The sequence below is a fragment of the Actinoallomurus sp. NPDC052274 genome, from assembly GCF_040679475.1.
GTDB lineage: Bacteria > Actinomycetota > Actinomycetes > Streptosporangiales > Streptosporangiaceae > Actinoallomurus > Actinoallomurus liliacearum.
In genome coordinates this window covers 76,335-93,156 of the sequence record NZ_JBFAUT010000010.1, presented here as the reverse complement: position 1 = coordinate 93,156, position 16,822 = coordinate 76,335, and the positions used below count along the sequence as shown (strand labels likewise).

Sequence of the window (16,822 nt, the reverse complement as noted above, 5' to 3'; positions counted from 1 at the left end):
CTACCATCGCCTTCATGCAGGCGGACACGGCCGTCATCATCGCGGCCAAGGATGAGCAGGACCGGATCGCCGCGACGGTGGAGGCGGCGGCGTCGTTGCCGGGCGTGGACCTCGTCGTCGTCGTCGACGACGGGTCCACCGACGCGACGGGACGGCTGGCCGAGGGCGCGGGCGCGAAGGTCGTACGACACTCGCGCAACCGCGGCAAGGGCGCGGCGATGGAGACGGGTGCCGCCGCCGTCCGGTTGCTGGACGGCGACGTGCCCCGCCATCTGCTGTTCCTCGACGCGGACCTCGGCGACACCGCCCGGCAGGCGGGGCCGCTGATCGAGCCGGTCCGGGCGGGCACGGCCGCGATGACGATCGCCGCGTTCAGCGATCGGGTCAAGCTCGGCGGCCATGGCTTCGTCGTCCGCCTGTCCCGGGACGGCATCCAGCGGCTCACCGGCTGGACGCCGACGCAGCCGCTGAACGGCCAGCGCTGCCTCACCCGTCAGGCGTTCGAGGCCGCCCTGCCGCTCGCGCCCGGCTTCGGGGTCGAGACCGGCCTCACGGTCGACCTGCTGCGCCAGGGTTTCAAGGTGACCGAGGTGGAGGTCCCCCTCGCGCACCGTGCCACCGGCACCGACTGGCGGGCCCAGGTCCACCGCGCGCGGCAATTCCGGGACGTCGGGCGGGCGCTCGCCGCCCGGGAGCCCGCCGTGGCCCGGCAACTGGCCCGGCTGCGTCGTGCCCCGCGCTGACCGACTGGGCTTCGGCGGGCTGTCGGCCGGCGCGCTCGGCCTGGCCTGCTTCCTGACCGTGGCGCTGCTCGGACCCTCGGTGATGGAGCCCGTCCTGCCCGGATCGGCCGGACAGCCGCCGTACTCCCTCACCGTGCGTCCTCCGGCGCACCTGGTCATCGGGCTCACCGCGGCCGGCGTCGGGCTGTCGGCGCTCGGCCTCGGCGCGTGCCTCTACGCGTCCCGGCGCGGCTGGTGGATCCGACCGCGGATCCTGCTGATCGCGGGTGCGGTCGCGGCGGTCGCGTTCATGCTCATGCCGCCGATCGGCTCGGCCGACCACCTCAACTACGCCGCGTACGGCCGCATGGCGGTCACCGGCAACGACCCGTACGCCACGGCGGCGCGCGACCTGCCCGCGGACCCGGTGATCGGCGTGGTGCAGGACTGGCGGAACGCCCCCACCCTGTACGGGCCGATCGCGACGGCGCAGCAGACCCTCGCCTCGCTGATCGGCGGGGACTCCGCCCGGCTCACCGTCTTCGTGATGTCGGTGACCGAGGTGCTGGCCTTCCTGGCCGTCGGCCTGCTGCTGTCGCACGCCGCCCGCGGCGACCGCGACCGCCGGCTGCGCGCCGCGCTGCTGTGGTCGGCCAACCCGCTCATCCTGTACGCGGTGGTCGGCGGGGCGCACAACGACGTCCTCGCGCTCGCGTTCGCGGTCGCCGGGCTGGTGGTGTTCGCGCTGCCCGACCCCCCGTGGTCGAGCCGGCAGGACGCCCGGACGCTGGGCCGCTGTGCCGCCGCCGGGATCCTCATCGGCGCCGGGGCGGCCGTGAAGCTCAACGTGGCGATCGTCGGCGCCGGACCGGGCTGGATCCTGCTGCGCGAGTGGTGGGAGGCCCGCCGTGCCACCGCCGCCGCGCGACCGGCCGGGCGGCCGGGCGCCCGTGCGGCGGCCGTCCGGCTCCTGGCGCTGCCCGGCGCGGCGCTCGCCGTCACCGGCCTGGCCTACCTCATGGCCGGGCCGCACGCGTTCGACCAGCTCGACCGCGCGTCCAAGTCGGTCGCGCTGGCCACGCCCTGGCACCTGTTCGCCGGGACGAACGGCGGGCTCCTGCTGACGCTGCCGCGCTCGGTCGTGCAGGACGCCGCCATCCTCCTGACCGCCGTCCTGGCCGCCCTGCTCCTGCGCGCCGCGCCCCGGCCGCGCGTGCGGGACGTCCGCGTCGCCGCCGATCCGGCCGGCGAGGACGCCCTGCGGATCACCGCCGTGCTGGCGATCGCCTGGCTGTTCGCCGCGCCGTACGCCCTGCCCTGGTACGACGGCCTGGGCTGGGCGACGCTGGCGCTCGTGCCCTGGTCGCGGCTGGACGGGCTGCTCCTGGCCCGTACGAGCCTGCTGGCCCTGGCCTACCTGCCGGCCCGCGACCCGCGGCTCGCCGGGCTCCCGCGCCCCCTGGACTGGCTGATCACCGACGTGCGCTCGCGGGTCACCCCGTGCTTGCTGACGGCTCTTCTGATCGCTCTGGTCGTGGTGGCGCTTCGGGCCCGGCGAGTTCCAGCGCCCGTACGCTCGCCGCGAGCGCCAGCGGAACCGCGACCGTGAACGCCATCGCGGGGATCGCCGCGCCGGAGTCGTTCACGAGCATGCCGACCACCGCCGTGACCAGCGCGGCGGCGAGCGTGGCCCGCAGCGCGGGGGCGTGCTCATAGGCCATGTTCAGCGCGGCGGCGCGCCAGGCCAGCGGCCGCAGCAGGGCGAAGAACAGGAACCCGATGCCGAGCACGATGATGATGGTCAGCTGCCAGTGGCTGAGCGTGCCGATCATGCCGAGGAACTTCCGGTAGATCACCGTGTCGGCGCCCCCGCCCGTCAGGCTCTTCCAGAACTCCCCGATGTGGGTCGGGTTCGCCCGCAGCGAGTCCAGGAACGACAGGCCCAGCACGAACACGGCCCCGGCCACCAGCACGGCGATGACCCGTGTGGGCCGAACCCGGCGCCCGGTGAGCATGAACGCGAACACGGTGAACCCGGGGATCACCGCGATGATGCCGCCGAAGTCCGCTCCCCACATCGGCCCGCCGTCGATGAGGAGCGCGGCGGCTCCGCCCGCCACGACGACGGCGAGCGGAAGGAGACGCCGGTCACCTCGCCTGGCGATCAACAGGCCCGCGAGCGCGCCGACCGCGATGATCAATCCGGTGACCCACAGGGCGTACGTCGTGTTGCCGAAGCCGTAGAACCGGCCGGCGACGACGGGCGTGTAACCGAGCACGCTGCAGTTCTGCAGGTGGTTGCCGGTCATCACGTCCAGGCTGAGGAACAACGCGGTCGCCCCGGCGACGACCGCGCCCGGCCCGGTCACGGACCGGCGCCACGGCCCGGCCAGCGCGGCGGCGGTGATCACCGCGACACCGGCCAGGATCAGGAGCGTCAACGTCAGGGCGGGCTGTCCGCTCCGCCACCACGGGACGGCGTTGGCCAGGAACGACGCCACCGGCAGCGCGCCGGCGGCCAGGGCCAGCACCTTGGTCGCCGCGAGCCGCCGGTCGCTCTTGCGGCGCAGTGCCCCCGTCGCGAACGCGTACAGGGCGACCTGCACCACGATGAGCACCACGTAGAACGGCATGAGGAAGCGGCTGTAGATCCGCGCGTGGGTGTCGCGGTCCGCCATCGCGTGCACCACGCGGGACACGGACGCCGACTTCCGGCCGTCCGGCCGCCACGGCGAGCCGACCGCGTCCTTCGGCTGCGCGACGCCGAGCGTGTGCAGGATCGTCGACGTCACGTCGGTCAGCGTGACCAGGCCGACCGTACGCGTGGAGTTCGCCGTCAGGTACCGCGGGGTGTAGCCCGGCCCGGTGGCCATGGCGACGTGCAGGCGTGAGCTCCCGGTGTTGTCCGACAGGCCGGCCAGCAGCACGGTCGTGCCGGCGGGCGTCGCCCGCAGGATCCGGCCGACCTGCGCGTCGGCGGCCGACGCCGCCGTCGCACGGTCCTTCGAGGTCACCCGGACCTGGTGGCCGTCCACGTCGACTCCGGCGTCGATGTAGGCCCGGACGACGTCGTCGACGTCGACGACCGTGAGCGCGCAGTGCGACCACGCGTCGGCGGGCGTCTTGTCGACCGAGGGGAAGTAGCCGTCCACGCGGCCGGTACGGTCCGCCGCGCCGACCGCCGCGCCGGGGCCGATCGCCATCGTGCAGCCCCTGGCGGCGTGCACCGCGTCACCGAGGAGGCCCAGCTTCGAGCCGTACTTGCTGTTCGCGTTGTCGTCGCGCATGCCGGGGAAGCCCGGGACGGTCGTGCCGGTCGGCGCGGGCGGCAGGCCGCAACTGCCGTGGCGCAACTGGGAGCGCTGCCCGGCCGACACCGTCAGCCAGCCGTCGATCGGGCAGGTGTGGCCGGCCACCGTCTTCACCGAGAGCGTGCCGACGGCGGCCTGGCCGGTCAGGTTCGAGAGGTTCGGGGTGCCGGTCCGGCGGATGTCGCTCCAGCGCAGCCCTGGAACGCCGATGAGCAGCACCCGCCCCCGGCCGTTCGCGGACGCGCCCGCGGTCGTCGTGGCCGGTCCGGTGGAGGTGGTCGGCGTGGGACTCGCGGTGCCCGGTGTCGGCGACGCGGTGGCGGCCGTCGGGCCGGGGGTGGGGGGCGGACTCACGACCGGGCCGGTCGGGTCGGCCGGCGCGGCGTTCGACGTCACGGTCGAGGCGGCCGCCACGCCGGGCAGCAGACCCAGCGACACGGCCGTGAACACCACCAACGCGGCGACCGCCGTGCCCAAACGGTGACGTTCCGCCTTTCGTGGCCGTGCCACGATCACCTCCGGAATCTTGGGACGTCCCCAGGCTAGTGCCGTGTCCACCATGCTCGCCGGGGTACGCCGCTTTGCGATCTTCGGGTTCCGGCCGGCCGCCCACCGGCCCTCGGCCGACGTGCCGCCGGGTCCCCCGACCGGGTCGCTCCGAGCAGTATTCGACGTGGGACAGGATGGACCCATGGCTGAGCGAAGGACGAAACGCGAGATCGCGATGGTCGTCGCGGGTCTCGCGATCGTCGTGGCCGCGGTGGGGCCGCTCGCGCTGCAGTGGCTGACCAACGCGCCCGACCAGCGGATGGTCGATCTGGACGTCTACCGCTCCGGTGGGCAGGCCGTGCTGCGCGGCGCGCCGGTCTACGACTTCATGACCCAGCCACCGCAACTGTTGCCGTTCACCTATCCGCCCTTCGCCGTGCTGATCGCGGTGCCGCTCGCCTTCGTCCCGTGGAGCGTCGCCCAGTGGCTCTGGGCCGCGCTGATCCTGCTCGCTCTGACGATCACGGTCCGCTACGCGTTCCGTCCCCTGCTCGCGCGCTTCCCCGGCTGGGCGCCCGTCCTCACCGGGATCATCGTCGCGCTGTGCGCGTACCCGATGCCGCTGCGGGACCAGTTCCGGTTCGGGCAGGTCGACGTCTTCCTCATGGCGATGTGCGTGGCGGACTGCGCCGCGCCGCGTACGCGCTGGCCCCGGGGCCTGCTCGTCGGGCTCGCGACCGCGATCAAGCTGGTGCCGGGCGTCTTCATCGTCTACTTCCTGGTCACCGGCCGCCGCCGGGAGGCGGTCACCGCCGTCGTCGGCGCGGCGGTCGTCTCGCTCGGGACGTTCCTGATCCTGCCGGCGGACTCGGCCGACTACTGGTTCCGTGCCCTGTTCGACAGCGAACGGCTCGGTTCGAACACCGCCACGACGAACCAGTCCATCCGGGGCATGCTGCTGCGGGCGTACCTGCCGGACTCCGTCGCGAGTGCGCTGTGGCTGCTGTGCGCGGCCGTGATCGCCTACGTCGGCTTCCGCGCCGCGCGCCGTACCGCGCTCCGGGGCGACGAGATCGGCGGGATCGCGATCACCGGGCTGGTGGGGGTGCTCGTCTCGCCGGTGTCCTGGATCCACCATTTCGCCTGGCTGGTCGTTGTCCTGGGCGCACTGGTCGGGACCGGTCGCGACTGGAGGGCGCTCGCGCTCGCCGCCGGGGCGTGGCTGTTCTACGTCCTGACGATCCCGTGGTGGGGGATCGACCTGCTCGCCTACCACACCGGCCCCCGCCCGATCGGACGGATCGTCCAGGACGCGTACGGTCTCGGGGCGCTCGGACTCCTCTTCGTGTTCCATCGGCGACGGTCCGTGGGGAAAATTCCGGAACGAGAATCCGAAAGTGATCGCGTGGATGCGTCGCGTGACGAGCCTCGGGTGGGTACGCTCGGACCGTGATCCTCATCACGGTCGCCCTGGCCTCCGTCGGCATCGGGCTTCTCGGCCTCTACACCGGGCTGGCCGCTCGGCGCCGCGCCGCGCAGGCGGTCGAGGAGTGCGTCGAGATGGTGCGCCGTCGTCTGGAGACGAGCGCCGACGTCACCGACGGCCGGGCCATCCGCGATGTCGCGATCGTCCACTATGACGCGCTGCGCGAGGACGCCGGCGGCCTGTCCTTCTCGCTGGCCATGCTCAACGCCGCGGGGGACGGCGTCGTGCTCACATCGATCAACGGGCGCACCGAGACCCGCACCTATGCCAAGATCGTAAGCAGTGGCCGCAGTCTCCAGTTGCTCTCTCCGGAAGAGGACCAGGTCGTACGCGCGGCCAGGCTCGGCCAGGGGCCGCAGATCCGGCTCGACGACGGGCGCGACATCGGCGTGAACGGGCGACCCTCGACGTCCACGTGACGGGCGACCGGTGCTCATCCGCACGAGACCGCCCGTAACCTGGGATGACGCCGGATCTGTTCAGCGATTCAGCGGCATGAGGGGAATCCTTGATCGACGAGAGCCCGCGCAACGCGGCGGCACCGGCCGACCGACCCGAACGCTTCGCGTATTTCGGCCCTGAGGGCACCTTCACCGAGGCCGCCCTCCTCACCCTGCCCGAGGCGCGGCAGGGCATCCGCGAGCCGTTCACCACCGTGCCGATGGCCCTGGACGCCGTCCGCCGGGGTGACGCCGACGCCGCGATGGTCCCCCTGGAGAACTCCGTCGAGGGTCCGGTGCCCACGTCCGTCGACGAGCTCGCCGACGGCGACATGCTGCTCATCACCGGCGAGGTGCTCCTCCCCGTGGAGTTCGCGCTGCTCGTCCGGCCGGGCACCGCGCTGGAGGACATCAAGAACATCTGCACCCACCCGCACGCGCACGCGCAGTGCCGTCGCTGGCTGGCCCGTACGCTCCCGCACGCCCACGTGGCGACCGGGACGTCCACCGCCGGCGCCGCCATGGCGGTCGCCGACCCCACCTCGGGCTACGACGCCGCGATCGCCGCGCCGATCGCGGGTGAGCGGTACGGCCTGGTGCCCGCCGCGGAGAGCATCGCCGACCGCCCGGGCGCGGTGACCCGGTTCGTCCTCGTCCGGCCGCCCGGCCCGCCCACGGCGCCGACCGGCTTCGACCGCACCTCGCTGATGGCGTACCTCACCGACGACCATCCGGGCGCGCTGCTGGAGTTCCTCACCGAGTTCGCGGTCCGCGGCGTCAACCTGACCCTGATCCAGTCCCGGCCGACCGGGGACGGCTTCGGCCGCTACCGCTTCTGGATCGACTGCGAGGGCCACGTGGCGGACGCGCGGGTCGGCGAGGCGCTCATGGGCCTGCGCCGCATCTGCTCCGACGTACGGTTCCTCGGCAGCTACCCGCGCGCCGACCAGGGCCGCATCGAGATCCGCCGGGGCACCCACGACAGCGACTTCGCCGAGGCGTCCGCCTGGCTGCACGCCATCCGCTCCGGCCACGACCTGTGAGGCGGGGCGGCGGTGACTCCGGGCCCCGCCCGAAGTCACCGCCGGTGAGTCGCGCTACCGGACCTCGACGTAGTCGCCGCTCGTGGCGATCGACAGGTAGGGGGAGTCGTCCGGGAAGTTGGCGATGGCGTACCAGATGCCGGACTTCTTGGCCTTGAACTTCTTCGACCACCGCCCGTACCGGTCGGTGGTCACCGTCGCCGCCGTGGTCAGCGGGGCCTTCAGCCCCGGCCTGAACACGATCTTCACCTTGGCGCCCCGCAACGGATGCCAGGTCTTCCCGTGCCACTGCAGCGTCCCGTGGACGGTCAGTGCCCTGCCCTTCTTCACCGGCTCCGGCCCGGCGTTGAAGCCGATGATCCGGGTCCGGTGATAGGTCTTGGGGGCGGCGGTGGACTGCGTCCGGGTCGACGCCGCGTCGGCCGTGCCGGAAAAGGTGAGTGCGGCCAGGGCGAGGCCGGCGGCGATCGCCAGCGATCTGCGCATGCGGTCTTCCTCCGAAGAGATGTCTCGAGTCCGGACATCATCGGCCACGGGTGAGTACAAGATCAATCCATCGGACCGGGCGTCATCCGAGCACGAGGCTCGGCGAACGAGACGCTGAAACCGGAAGCTCCCTCACCTGCCCGGCACCCGTCGGCGCCACCGCCGAGACCTTCGCGCGCGCGGCCGCAGGATCGGCTTCGCGTCAGGGCCGGAACCCGCCCGTTCCGCCGACCGGGCCGGACAGCCGCGCCAGGATGTCGTCGTGCAGGAGCCCGTTCGTGACGACGGCACAGTTCTGGTCGGGGCGCGGCGCGCCCGCCAGATCGCTGAACCGCCCGCCGGCCTCCTCGACGATCACCTGGATCGGAGCGTTGTCCCAGATCTTGCCGCGCGGGTTGAGGCTGACGTCGCAGCGGCCCTCCGCGACGAGCATCTGGCCCCAGAAACAGGCCGAGGCGAACTCGTACCGCGCGGCCTTCGACAGTTCGAGCAGGCCGGGGACGAGGCCGCGCCGCTCCCAGTGGTCCAGCGCGGCGTACGAGAGGTGGACGTCCGCCAGCTCGTCGACCGTCGACACCCGGATCCGCCTGCCGTCGCGCGCGGCCTCGGGGGCGTCGAGCCAGGGCGGCCCGCTGGTGTACGCGCCGTGGTCCCGCGCGGCCCACCAGCGGCGGCCCATCGCGGGGGCCGACACCACGCCGACCGTGATCCGCCCGTGCTCCTCCAGCGCGATGAGCGTCGCGAAGACCTCGATGCCCCGCGTGTAGTTGTCGGTGTGGTCGACGGGATCGAGGATCCAGCGGCGCCCTTCCCCCGGCGTCTCGTCGAGCTCCTCGCCGAGGACGCCGTCGTCCGGCCGGTGTTCGGCGATCAGCGACCGCAGTTCACGTTCGGTCGCCAGGTCCGTCTCGGTCACCGCGGTCCGGTCGGGCTTGGTCCGCACGTCGAGGTCGGCACTCCGGAAGCGGTTCATCGTGACGGCGTCCGCCCGGTCGGCCAGGAGGAGCGCGAATGAGAGATCGTCCATGCCCGTGACTCTGCCATCCGCGACGGAGCCCCGACCGTGATCGAATCGTGTCCTCCGCCGGGACAACAGGTCGGCCGCACCCTGCGTCCTCAGTGCGCAACCAAGATCTTTCTCAGTTGGAGACGATCACGTGCGCAGACTTTTCGGCCTTCTGGCCGCGCTGGTCATGTCGGTGTCGTTCCTCGCGACGCCCGAGCCGGCGATGGCGGGGGTGGTGTGGAAGATCAAGAGTGCGCGGGCCACGAACACGACGCCCGGCCAGAGCGCACAGATCGAGGTCGCCGCCGCCGCCGACTCGGGGGTGGCGGCCCTGGTCGTGCGGCTGCGCCTGGTCGACGCCTCGAACGCGATCGCCACGCTGACCACGTTCGACCTCGTATCCGGGACCGCAGAGGACGGCGTCTGGCGGAGCACCGAGGCGGTGACGATTCCGGACGGGCGGGTGGCGATCGAGGTCAAGATGGCCACCGGGTCCACCGAGCCGGGAAAGTACACGGGGTACGTCACCGGCGGAATCATCGACAACGGCCGGGACGTGAGGGTCAGCGAGCTCACGGCCTCCCCTGACTCCCTCGATTCGGACCACCGGGACTTCCGCCTCACCGGTCGCGTCGTCACCCGGGCCGCCGGCGGCACCGAACAGGGCGCCGCGCACCAGACGATCGACCTGCGCGACACCACGTGGGATCTGGAACTGGGCCGCACGAGCACCGATGACCAGGGGTACTTCTCGGCGGCGGCGCGGCTGAGCCACGCCGCACACGTCGACGCGGTCGCGGTCGCGGACGGGACCTACCGCTCGGCCAAGATGGAGACGGTCGTCCACTACACGGCGCTCCCCACCCGGTTGACGATCAACGCTCCGGCCGAGGGCGTCGTCGGGGGGACCGTGACGCTGTCCGGCCGCCTCGAGCACCAGAGCGTTACCGGAGAATGGTCCGGTCTGGGGGGTGCCACGGTCCGCGTCCTGTCCTCCGGCGGGTCCGGGGCCGAGAGCGACGTGGTGACCGGCGCGGACGGCGCCTACAGCGCTCGTGTCACGGTCCGGCCCGGTGACATCGGCTGGGATGCGATCTTCGACGGTGACATGGGCGCCTTCGGGATGTACAAGTCCGCCGGCGCGACCGCCCACGGCGTCGTGATCCGTACCCAGCCGCGGATCGTCGACTTCGACGCCGGACCGGAGCCGGCCGGGCGGGGCGCGACGGTGACCGTTCGCGGCCGCGTCCTGCGGCCGGCCGCGAACGGCGGGACGGAGGCCGCCCCACTGGCCTATGTCGGCGTGCGGTTCTCCTCCGACGGCAAGAAGTGGTCCGGTGCCTACGGCACCGCCCTGACCGATTCGCACGGCATGTTCAGCCTGAAGATGCCGGTCGAGCGGGACGGCTACTGGCGTGCCTCCGTCGAGCAGGACGACTCCTACCTCGGCGTGACCGGACCCTCCGACTACGTCGACACGAAGTACCGGACGCGGATCTCGGGGCTCAACGCGTCCCCGGAGCCGGTCCGGAAGGGCAAGCGGATCACCGTGACGGGCCTGCTGCAGCGGAACACCACGTCGTGGAAGGCGTTCACGAAGCGGAGCGTGAAGATCTACTTCCGGGCCAAGGGCGGCACGAAGTGGACCTACGCCGGGAGCGCCGAGTCGGACGGTCGTGGCCGGTTCACCTTCGGCGCGAAGGCCTCGAAGGACGGCTACTGGCGTGCGACGTACGCCGGCGATTCCGCCTACCTGGGCGCGACGAGCGGCTCCGACTACGTCGACGTGCGCTGATCGCGGACGCCGCGCCGGACGATGACCTGAACGAGCGTCGGAGGACGGCCGCTCTGGCGGCCGTCCTCCGTGCGGCGCGACCGCTCCCGGCCCGTATTGGCTTCCGGATGATCGCTTATCCGGTCGGCTCCGGGACGGGCCGGGCGGTAGCCTCGTCTCTGTGATTGACCTGCGAGCCCTTCGAAACGATCCCGACCGGCTGCGCGCGAGCCAGCGCGCCCGGGGCGAGGACGAGGCCGTCGTCGATGAGCTGCTCGACCTGGACGAGCGGCGCCGATCCGCGCTGAGCGCCTTCGAGTCGCTGCGCGCGGAGCAGAAGAGCTTCGGCAAGTCGGTCTCGAAGGCGCAGGGCGACGAGCGGCAGAAGCTGCTGGACCGGGCCAAGGAGCTCGCCCAGCAGGTGAAGGAGGCCGACGCGGAGGCCCAGCGGCTCGAGCAGGACCTGCAGACCCTCCTGCGGACCGTGCCGAACATCGTGGAGGAGGACGCGCCCGCCGGTGGCGAGGAGGACTACGTCGTCCTGGAGACGGTCGGCACGCCCCCCGCGTTCGACTTCGAGCCGAAGGACCATCTGGAGCTCGGCGAGCGGCTCGGCGCCATCGACACCGAGCGCGGCGCGAAGGTCTCGGGCGCCCGGTTCTACTTCCTGACCGGGGTCGGCGCGCAGTTGCAGATGGCGCTGCTCAACCTGGCGATGGAGCAGGCGATCCAGGCCGGGTTCGTCCCGATGATCCCGCCGGTCCTGGTCAAGCCGGAGTCCATGGAGGGCACCGGGTTCCTCGGCGCGCACGCCTCGGAGGTCTACCACCTGCCCGAGGACGACCTGTACCTCGTGGGCACCTCGGAGGTGCCGCTCGCGTCGTACCACCGCGACGAGATCATCGACGCGCTGCCCCGCCGCTACGTCGGCTGGTCGTCCTGCTTCCGGCGGGAGGCCGGGTCGTACGGCAAGGACACCCGCGGCATCATCCGCGTGCACCAGTTCGACAAGGTCGAGATGTTCTCGTACTGCGATCCCGAGGACGCGCACGAGGAGCACCTTCGCCTGCTCGGCTGGGAGAAGGAGATGCTCGCCAAGGTCGAGCTGCCCTACCGCGTGATCGACGTCGCCGCGGGCGACCTGGGGACCAGCGCGGCCCGCAAGTACGACTGCGAGGCCTGGGTGCCGACGCAGAGCCGCTACCGGGAGCTGACCTCGACCTCCAACTGCACCGAGTTCCAGGCGCGTCGGCTGTCCGTACGCCACCGCGACGGTGAGGGCCGGACCCGCCCCGTGGCGACGCTGAACGGCACGCTGGCCACGACCCGGTGGATCGTCGCGATCCTGGAGAACCACCAGCAGGCCGACGGGTCGGTGCGCGTTCCGGAGGCGTTGCGCAAGTACCTCGGCCGTGAGGTGCTCGAGCCCGTCGCACGATGACTCCCCGGGTGGTCGCCACGGACCTGGACGGCACCGTCGTCCGCAGTGACTACACGGTGTCCGAGCGCACCGTGGCGGCCTTCGCCCGTGTCGAGCGGGCGGGCGCCATGCTCGTCCTCGTCACGGGCCGCCCGCCGCGCTGGATGCGGTCCGTCGCGCACGCGGTCGCGCACCGGGGCCTGGCGATCTGCGCGAACGGCGCGATCACCTACGACCTGCACACCGAGCAGGTCGTCGACACGCACCTCATCCCCGTGGACCGGCTGCGCGCGGCGGTCGCGGTGCTCGGGGAGGCGCTGCCGGGGCTCGGCTTCGCGGTCGAGCACGACGACGGGATGGCGTACGCACACGGCTTCGAGCTGTCCTACTGGGACTCCCAGACGACTCCGCCGCCGACCCCGATCGAGGCGCTCCTGTCCCGGCCGGCCGCCAAACTGCTGGCCCGGCACCCCGAGCTGGAGGCCGACGCCCTGCTGGACGAGGCGCGGCGGCTCGTGGGCGACCTCGTGCTGCCCACCCATTCGAACGGCGACCGGCTGATCGAGATCAGTGCGCCGGGGGTGTCCAAGGCCAGCACACTCGCGGAGCTGTGCGCCCGGCACGGCATCGACGCCGACGACGTCGTGGCCTTCGGCGACATGCCGAACGACCTGCCGATGCTGGCCTGGGCGGGCCGGGCGTACGCCGTGGCGAACGCGCATCCCGAGGTGCTGGCCGCCGTGCACCACAAGGTGCCGGGCAACGACGAGGACGGCGTGGCCCGCACGCTCGAGGAGCTCTTCCCCGCCTGAGCCGGCTCGCCGGCCGCGAGGACGAGGATCGGCGCGGGGCCCCGGTGTCGCCCGGTCCCCGCGCCGCCTGGACCGTTAGAGGTACGGGCCGGACGAGCGGCCGTGGCCCGGCTCGTCCTGCTGCGGGATGACGCCCGGCGGAAGGGCGCGCCGCATCTGCTCGAGCTGGGCGCGGGCCGCCATCTGCTGGGCGAACAGTGTGGTCTGGATGCCGTGGAACAGCCCCTCGAGCCAGCCGACGAGCTGCGCCTGGGCGACGCGGAGCTCGGCCTCGCTCGGGGTGACGCCGGTGTCGGTGAACGGCAGCGAGATCCGCTCCAGCTCCGCGATCAGTTCGGGCGCGAGGCCGTCCTCGAGCTCCTTGATCGAACGCTGGTGGATCTCCGCCAGGCGCGCCCGGCTGGCCTCGTCGAGCGGCGCCGCCCGCACCTCCTCGAGGAGCTGGCGGATCATGCTGCCGATGCGCATGACCTTGGCGGGCTGTTCGACCATCTCGGTGACCGGTCGTTCCTCCGACTCGCCGTCGCCCTTGGGCTCCCCGGGGATGATGGGCATGCCGTTCGGCCCGACGACGACGACCTGCGGGTCTTCGCTGTTCAGTGGATTGTTCATAGATATCCCAGTCTCACACCGTTAGTACGATCTTGCCGACGTGCGTGCTCTCCTCCATCACGCGGTGCGCCGCGGCGGCGTCCGCCATGGGAAGCGTACGGTCCACGATCGGGTGTACGGTCCCGGACTCGAGCAGCGGCCACACGTGCTCCCGCACGGCGGTCACGACTTCGGCCTTCTCCTCCAACGGCCGGGCGCGCAGTGAGGTTGCGTGGACCGAGGCCCGTTTCGTCAGGAGCCTGCCCAGATCGAGCTCGCCTACCCCGCCGCCCTGCAGTCCGATGACGACGAGCCGGCCCCCGGTGCCGAGCGTCTCGACGTTGCGGGGGAGGTACTTGGCGCCGATGTTGTCGAGGATCACGTCGACGGGGCGGGCGGCCTCGACGAAGTCCTCCGTGCGGTAGTTGATCGCGACGTCGGCGCCCAGCTCCCGGCAGCGCTCCAGCTTCTCCTCGGTGCCGGCCGTGCACAGCACCCGTGCTCCGTGCGCCTTGGCGAGCTGGATCGCCATGGTCCCGATCCCGCTCGAGCCGCCGTGCACGAGGAACGACTCGCCCGGGCGGAGCCGGGCCAGCATGAACACGTTGGACCAGACGGTGCAGGCGACCTCCGGCAGCGAGGCCGCCTCGACCAGGCTCAGGCCGCGGGGGATGGGCAGGAGCTGACCCGCGGGCACGGCGACGCGGGTGGCGTATCCGCCTCCGCTGAGGAGCGCGCACGCCTCGTCGCCGACCTTCCACCCGGTGACGCCGTCGCCCACCGCGGCGACGCGCCCGGCCGCTTCGAGGCCCGGATACTCGGGCGCGCCCTTCGGAGGTGGATAAAATCCCTGTCGTTGCATGATATCGGCGCGGTTGACACCCGCCGCAACGACGTCGAGCAGCACCTCGTCATGACCGATGACGGGGTCGGGTACTTCGGCCCAGCGCAATACGTCGGGATCGCCCGGTTTTTCGATGACGATGGCATGCATGGGCTTCACGGTAGCCGGGGATGCTGAAGCGACACGGTATTGGTCAATGCCTGTGGTGGCTTAGGCTGCGGATGAACATATCGTGCTGATTCATCCACTGCGCGTCCGCGAGGGGGACCTGGTGGCCAAGAACGATCAGGATAAAACGGGCCGTTCTCTTGAAGAGCAGCTCGCGTCTCTTGATGCCATGAACAGCGAGTCCGCCGAGCCGCGGGACGAGACCGCGGAGGAGACCGGGCCGCCGCCCAACCCGTGGACGAACACCCCTCCGGCACCGATGTTCCCCGCGCCGCCGGCCGACCCGGCGGATGAGGGGCAGCCGGCCGGCGAGGGGCAACCGTCGTACGCCTTCGGAGCGCCGGGGTATCCGCCACCGCCGGAGTTCGGGGTGCCTCCGCAGTTCCCGGGCGCCCCGGCCCAGGAGTACGGCCCCGGCTTCGTTCCCTTCCCGCCGCAGGGCTTCGGCCCCGGCCCCGCACCGGAGTCCCAGGACGACGAGGCGGCCGGGCAACGGGAGGGCGCTCAGCCCACGCAGGAGATCCGTCGGGAGCAGGGGCCCGCCCAGCCGTACGACGCCGGGCCCGCGGACCCCGACGACGGCTCCGCGCCGTACGACGTGCAGCAGCCGTCCCAGCCCGTCGACTCCGCGGACGACCGGGAGCAGGAGTTCGACGAGGCCGAGCAGACGCGATTCGAGCCCCGCGCCGCCGAGGTCACCCACGCGGACGGCTTCGAGATGTACGGCGACGGCGGTTACACCGGCTATCCGCAGTACTCCGCCCCGGCGTTCGGCGGCCCGCCGCCCTATTCGCCGCCGCCGGCCGGTTACCCGGCGGCCGAGCAGGGCCAGCCCTACCCGGGGCCGGCTCCGGACTATTCGGCGCAGTACCCCGGCACACCCGACTACGGCGCCCAGCAGTACCCCGGCCCGCCCGCCGAGCAGCAGGGCTACCGGCCGCCCGCCGAACAGCAGGGCTACCGGCCGCCCGCCGAACAGCCCGGCCGACCCTACGCCGCACCGCAGTTCGGCGGCCGGCCCGAGGCCGCGCCGTACGGCCGGCAGCAGGAGGCGCCCCCCTTCCCACAACAGGACGGACCGCCCTTCCCACAACAGGACGGACCGCCGTTCCCGCAGCAGGAGGCGCCGGCGTACGCCCAGCCGGAGGACGGCCCGCCGTTCCAGCCGCTGCCGGAGGCGTACGCCCAGCAGCAGGGCGGCGCGCAGACCGCCGACAGCCTCAGCGCCGACACGCTGCTGCGCGGCCGTCGGCAGGCGCCCGCGAACGGCTGGCGCCGCGCGCTCTACAAGGCGTCCGGCGGAGTGATCCACCCCGGTGAGTCCCCGGCCGAGCTGCGCCGCCGCGAGCTGCTGGCCCGCGCCCGTACGCCGGTTGCCGGCGGCCACCACCGGGTCGCGGTGATGAGCCTCAAGGGCGGGGTCGGCAAGACCACGACCACCGTCGGGCTGGGCGCCACGCTCGCGTCGCTGCGCGGCGACCGCGTGATCGCGGTGGACGCCAACCCCGACCGGGGCACGCTGTCGGACAAGGTGCGGCTGGAGACGGCGACGACGGTTCGCGACCTGCTCAACGAGCACGAGCAGATCCAGCGGTACGCCGACGTGCGCGCCTACACCTCGCAGGCCTCGTCGCGGCTCGAGGTGCTCGCCTCCGACCGCGACCCGGCGGTGTCCGAGGCGTTCAGCGAGCAGGACTACCGTACGGTCGCGCACGTTCTGGAGCACTTCTACTCGATCTGCCTCACCGACTGCGGCACCGGCCTGCTGCACTCGGCGATGGCGGGCGTCCTCGGCATGGCCAACCAGCTCGTGCTGGTCAGCTCCCCGTCGGTGGACGGCGCCCGGTCGGCCTCGGCGACGCTCGACTGGCTGGAGGCCCACCACTACGGCGAGCTGGTGCGCAACGGCGTTGTCGTGCTGTCCATGGTGCGGTCCCGCAGCCGGAGCACGGTCGACCTCGACCGGCTGCAGGCCCACTTCGAGAGCCGCTGCCGCGCGGTCGTCCGCATCCCGTACGACCCGCACCTGGAGGAGGGCGCGGAGGTCGAGCTGGAGCAGCTGTCCCCCGCGACGAGGGATGCCTACCTCGTCCTGGCCGCGACGGTCGGCGACGGCTTCGCCTGGCCGCGCTGAGGGAGAACATACGCGAGAGGCCGCCGCCCCGGGCGGGCGGCGGGCGCGTTAGGGCGGCGGGGGGGGGGGGGTGGGGGTGGAGGAGGTCGGGGGGGT

At 72.6% G+C, this 16,822-nt stretch carries 15 protein-coding genes; 10 read left to right on the top strand and 5 right to left on the bottom strand.

Annotated elements, in window-relative coordinates:
* Window positions 1-14: 14 nt before the first annotated feature.
* Both AB0K82_RS11745 and mptB read left to right on the top strand, forming a co-directional pair.
* Complete coding sequence (locus AB0K82_RS11745) at window positions 15-743, top strand: glycosyltransferase (protein ID WP_364395567.1); 729 nt, start codon at window positions 15-17, stop codon at window positions 741-743.
* Entirely contained in the window at window positions 730-2,331 is a 1,602-nt protein-coding gene (gene mptB, locus AB0K82_RS11740) for a polyprenol phosphomannose-dependent alpha 1,6 mannosyltransferase MptB (protein WP_364395565.1), read from the top strand. The genes AB0K82_RS11745 and mptB overlap by 14 nt, the downstream gene beginning before the upstream one ends.
* Here mptB and AB0K82_RS11735 read toward each other — a convergent pair.
* Window positions 2,216-4,252: a hypothetical protein gene (locus tag AB0K82_RS11735; protein WP_364395563.1), complete on the bottom strand. Its 2,037-nt coding sequence runs from the start codon at window positions 4,250-4,252 to the stop codon at window positions 2,216-2,218. The genes mptB and AB0K82_RS11735 overlap by 116 nt on opposite strands.
* Between AB0K82_RS11735 and AB0K82_RS11730 the strand changes: the two genes are divergently transcribed.
* The 4 genes from AB0K82_RS11730 to pheA all read left to right on the top strand — a co-directional run bounded on the left by AB0K82_RS11730 (window position 4,242) and on the right by pheA (window position 7,491).
* On the top strand, window positions 4,242-4,517 hold the full coding sequence (locus AB0K82_RS11730) for a hypothetical protein (RefSeq protein WP_364395562.1): 276 nt from the start codon (window positions 4,242-4,244) through the stop codon (window positions 4,515-4,517). The two genes, AB0K82_RS11735 and AB0K82_RS11730, sit on opposite strands and share 11 nt — an antisense overlap.
* A gap of 207 nt (window positions 4,518-4,724) precedes the next feature.
* Window positions 4,725-5,975 carry a glycosyltransferase 87 family protein gene (locus AB0K82_RS11725; protein ID WP_364395560.1) on the top strand — a complete coding sequence of 417 codons (1,251 nt, stop codon included), beginning with the start codon at window positions 4,725-4,727 and terminating at the stop codon, window positions 5,973-5,975.
* The gene (locus AB0K82_RS11720) at window positions 5,972-6,427 is read left to right on the top strand and encodes a DUF4446 family protein (RefSeq protein WP_364395558.1); all 456 of its coding nucleotides are present in this window, start codon (window positions 5,972-5,974) and stop codon (window positions 6,425-6,427) included. The genes AB0K82_RS11725 and AB0K82_RS11720 overlap by 4 nt, the downstream gene beginning before the upstream one ends.
* Window positions 6,428-6,516: 89 nt before the next feature.
* The gene (pheA, locus tag AB0K82_RS11715) at window positions 6,517-7,491 is read left to right on the top strand and encodes a prephenate dehydratase (protein WP_364395556.1); all 975 of its coding nucleotides are present in this window, start codon (window positions 6,517-6,519) and stop codon (window positions 7,489-7,491) included.
* A 54-nt stretch (window positions 7,492-7,545) separates the two neighbouring features.
* Here the strand turns inward: pheA and AB0K82_RS11710 are convergent, their stop codons facing one another.
* Together AB0K82_RS11710 and AB0K82_RS11705 are read right to left on the bottom strand one after the other, a co-directional pair.
* Entirely contained in the window at window positions 7,546-7,977 is a 432-nt protein-coding gene (locus AB0K82_RS11710) for a hypothetical protein (protein WP_364395555.1), read from the bottom strand.
* Between the two features lie 202 nt (window positions 7,978-8,179).
* Window positions 8,180-9,004 (bottom strand): inositol monophosphatase family protein, encoded by an 825-nt coding sequence (locus AB0K82_RS11705; RefSeq protein ID WP_364395554.1) that lies wholly within the window; start codon window positions 9,002-9,004, stop codon window positions 8,180-8,182.
* A 130-nt stretch (window positions 9,005-9,134) separates the two neighbouring features.
* Here AB0K82_RS11705 and AB0K82_RS11700 point away from each other — a divergent pair, with 130 nt between their 5' ends.
* The 3 genes from AB0K82_RS11700 (at window position 9,135) to AB0K82_RS11690 (ending at window position 12,989) form a co-directional block, all read left to right on the top strand.
* A complete protein-coding gene (locus AB0K82_RS11700; RefSeq protein ID WP_364395553.1) occupies window positions 9,135-10,778 on the top strand; it encodes a hypothetical protein in 1,644 nt (547 codons plus the stop codon).
* Window positions 10,779-10,938: 160 nt separating this feature from the next.
* Window positions 10,939-12,198 carry a serine--tRNA ligase gene (gene serS / locus AB0K82_RS11695; protein WP_364395551.1) on the top strand — a complete coding sequence of 420 codons (1,260 nt, stop codon included), beginning with the start codon at window positions 10,939-10,941 and terminating at the stop codon, window positions 12,196-12,198.
* On the top strand, window positions 12,195-12,989 hold the full coding sequence (locus AB0K82_RS11690) for an HAD family hydrolase (RefSeq protein ID WP_364395550.1): 795 nt from the start codon (window positions 12,195-12,197) through the stop codon (window positions 12,987-12,989). Before serS ends, AB0K82_RS11690 begins: the two co-directional genes overlap by 4 nt.
* Before the next feature lie 75 nt (window positions 12,990-13,064).
* Here AB0K82_RS11690 and AB0K82_RS11685 read toward each other — a convergent pair whose 3' ends face one another.
* Window positions 13,065-13,601 (bottom strand): bacterial proteasome activator family protein, encoded by a 537-nt coding sequence (locus tag AB0K82_RS11685; RefSeq protein WP_364395548.1) that lies wholly within the window; start codon window positions 13,599-13,601, stop codon window positions 13,065-13,067.
* Window positions 13,602-13,614: 13 nt separating this feature from the next.
* Window positions 13,615-14,574: an NAD(P)H-quinone oxidoreductase gene (locus AB0K82_RS11680; RefSeq protein ID WP_364395547.1), complete on the bottom strand. Its 960-nt coding sequence runs from the start codon at window positions 14,572-14,574 to the stop codon at window positions 13,615-13,617.
* Window positions 14,575-14,656: 82 nt separating this feature from the next.
* On the opposite strand from AB0K82_RS11680, the gene AB0K82_RS11675 reads away from it, so the two are divergent.
* Window positions 14,657-16,726 carry an AAA family ATPase gene (locus AB0K82_RS11675; protein WP_364395546.1) on the top strand — a complete coding sequence of 690 codons (2,070 nt, stop codon included), beginning with the start codon at window positions 14,657-14,659 and terminating at the stop codon, window positions 16,724-16,726.
* The last annotated feature ends 96 nt before the right edge of the window (window positions 16,727-16,822 follow it).

Bases quoted from the DNA above. Each gene is read 5' to 3' on its own strand.
- AB0K82_RS11725 (WP_364395560.1), top strand. From the start codon at position 4,725: ATGGCTGAGCGAAGGACGAAACGCGAGATCGCGATGGTCGTCGCGGGT.
- AB0K82_RS11730 (WP_364395562.1), top strand. From the start codon at position 4,242: ATGAGCAGCACCCGCCCCCGGCCGTTCGCGGACGCGCCCGCGGTCGTC.
- AB0K82_RS11690 (WP_364395550.1), top strand. From the start codon at position 12,195: ATGACTCCCCGGGTGGTCGCCACGGACCTGGACGGCACCGTCGTCCGC.
- AB0K82_RS11705 (WP_364395554.1), bottom strand. From the start codon at position 9,004: ATGGACGATCTCTCATTCGCGCTCCTCCTGGCCGACCGGGCGGACGCC.
- AB0K82_RS11710 (WP_364395555.1), bottom strand. From the start codon at position 7,977: ATGCGCAGATCGCTGGCGATCGCCGCCGGCCTCGCCCTGGCCGCACTC.
- AB0K82_RS11685 (WP_364395548.1), bottom strand. From the start codon at position 13,601: ATGAACAATCCACTGAACAGCGAAGACCCGCAGGTCGTCGTCGTCGGG.
- AB0K82_RS11745 (WP_364395567.1), top strand. From the start codon at position 15: ATGCAGGCGGACACGGCCGTCATCATCGCGGCCAAGGATGAGCAGGAC.
- AB0K82_RS11680 (WP_364395547.1), bottom strand. From the start codon at position 14,574: ATGCATGCCATCGTCATCGAAAAACCGGGCGATCCCGACGTATTGCGC.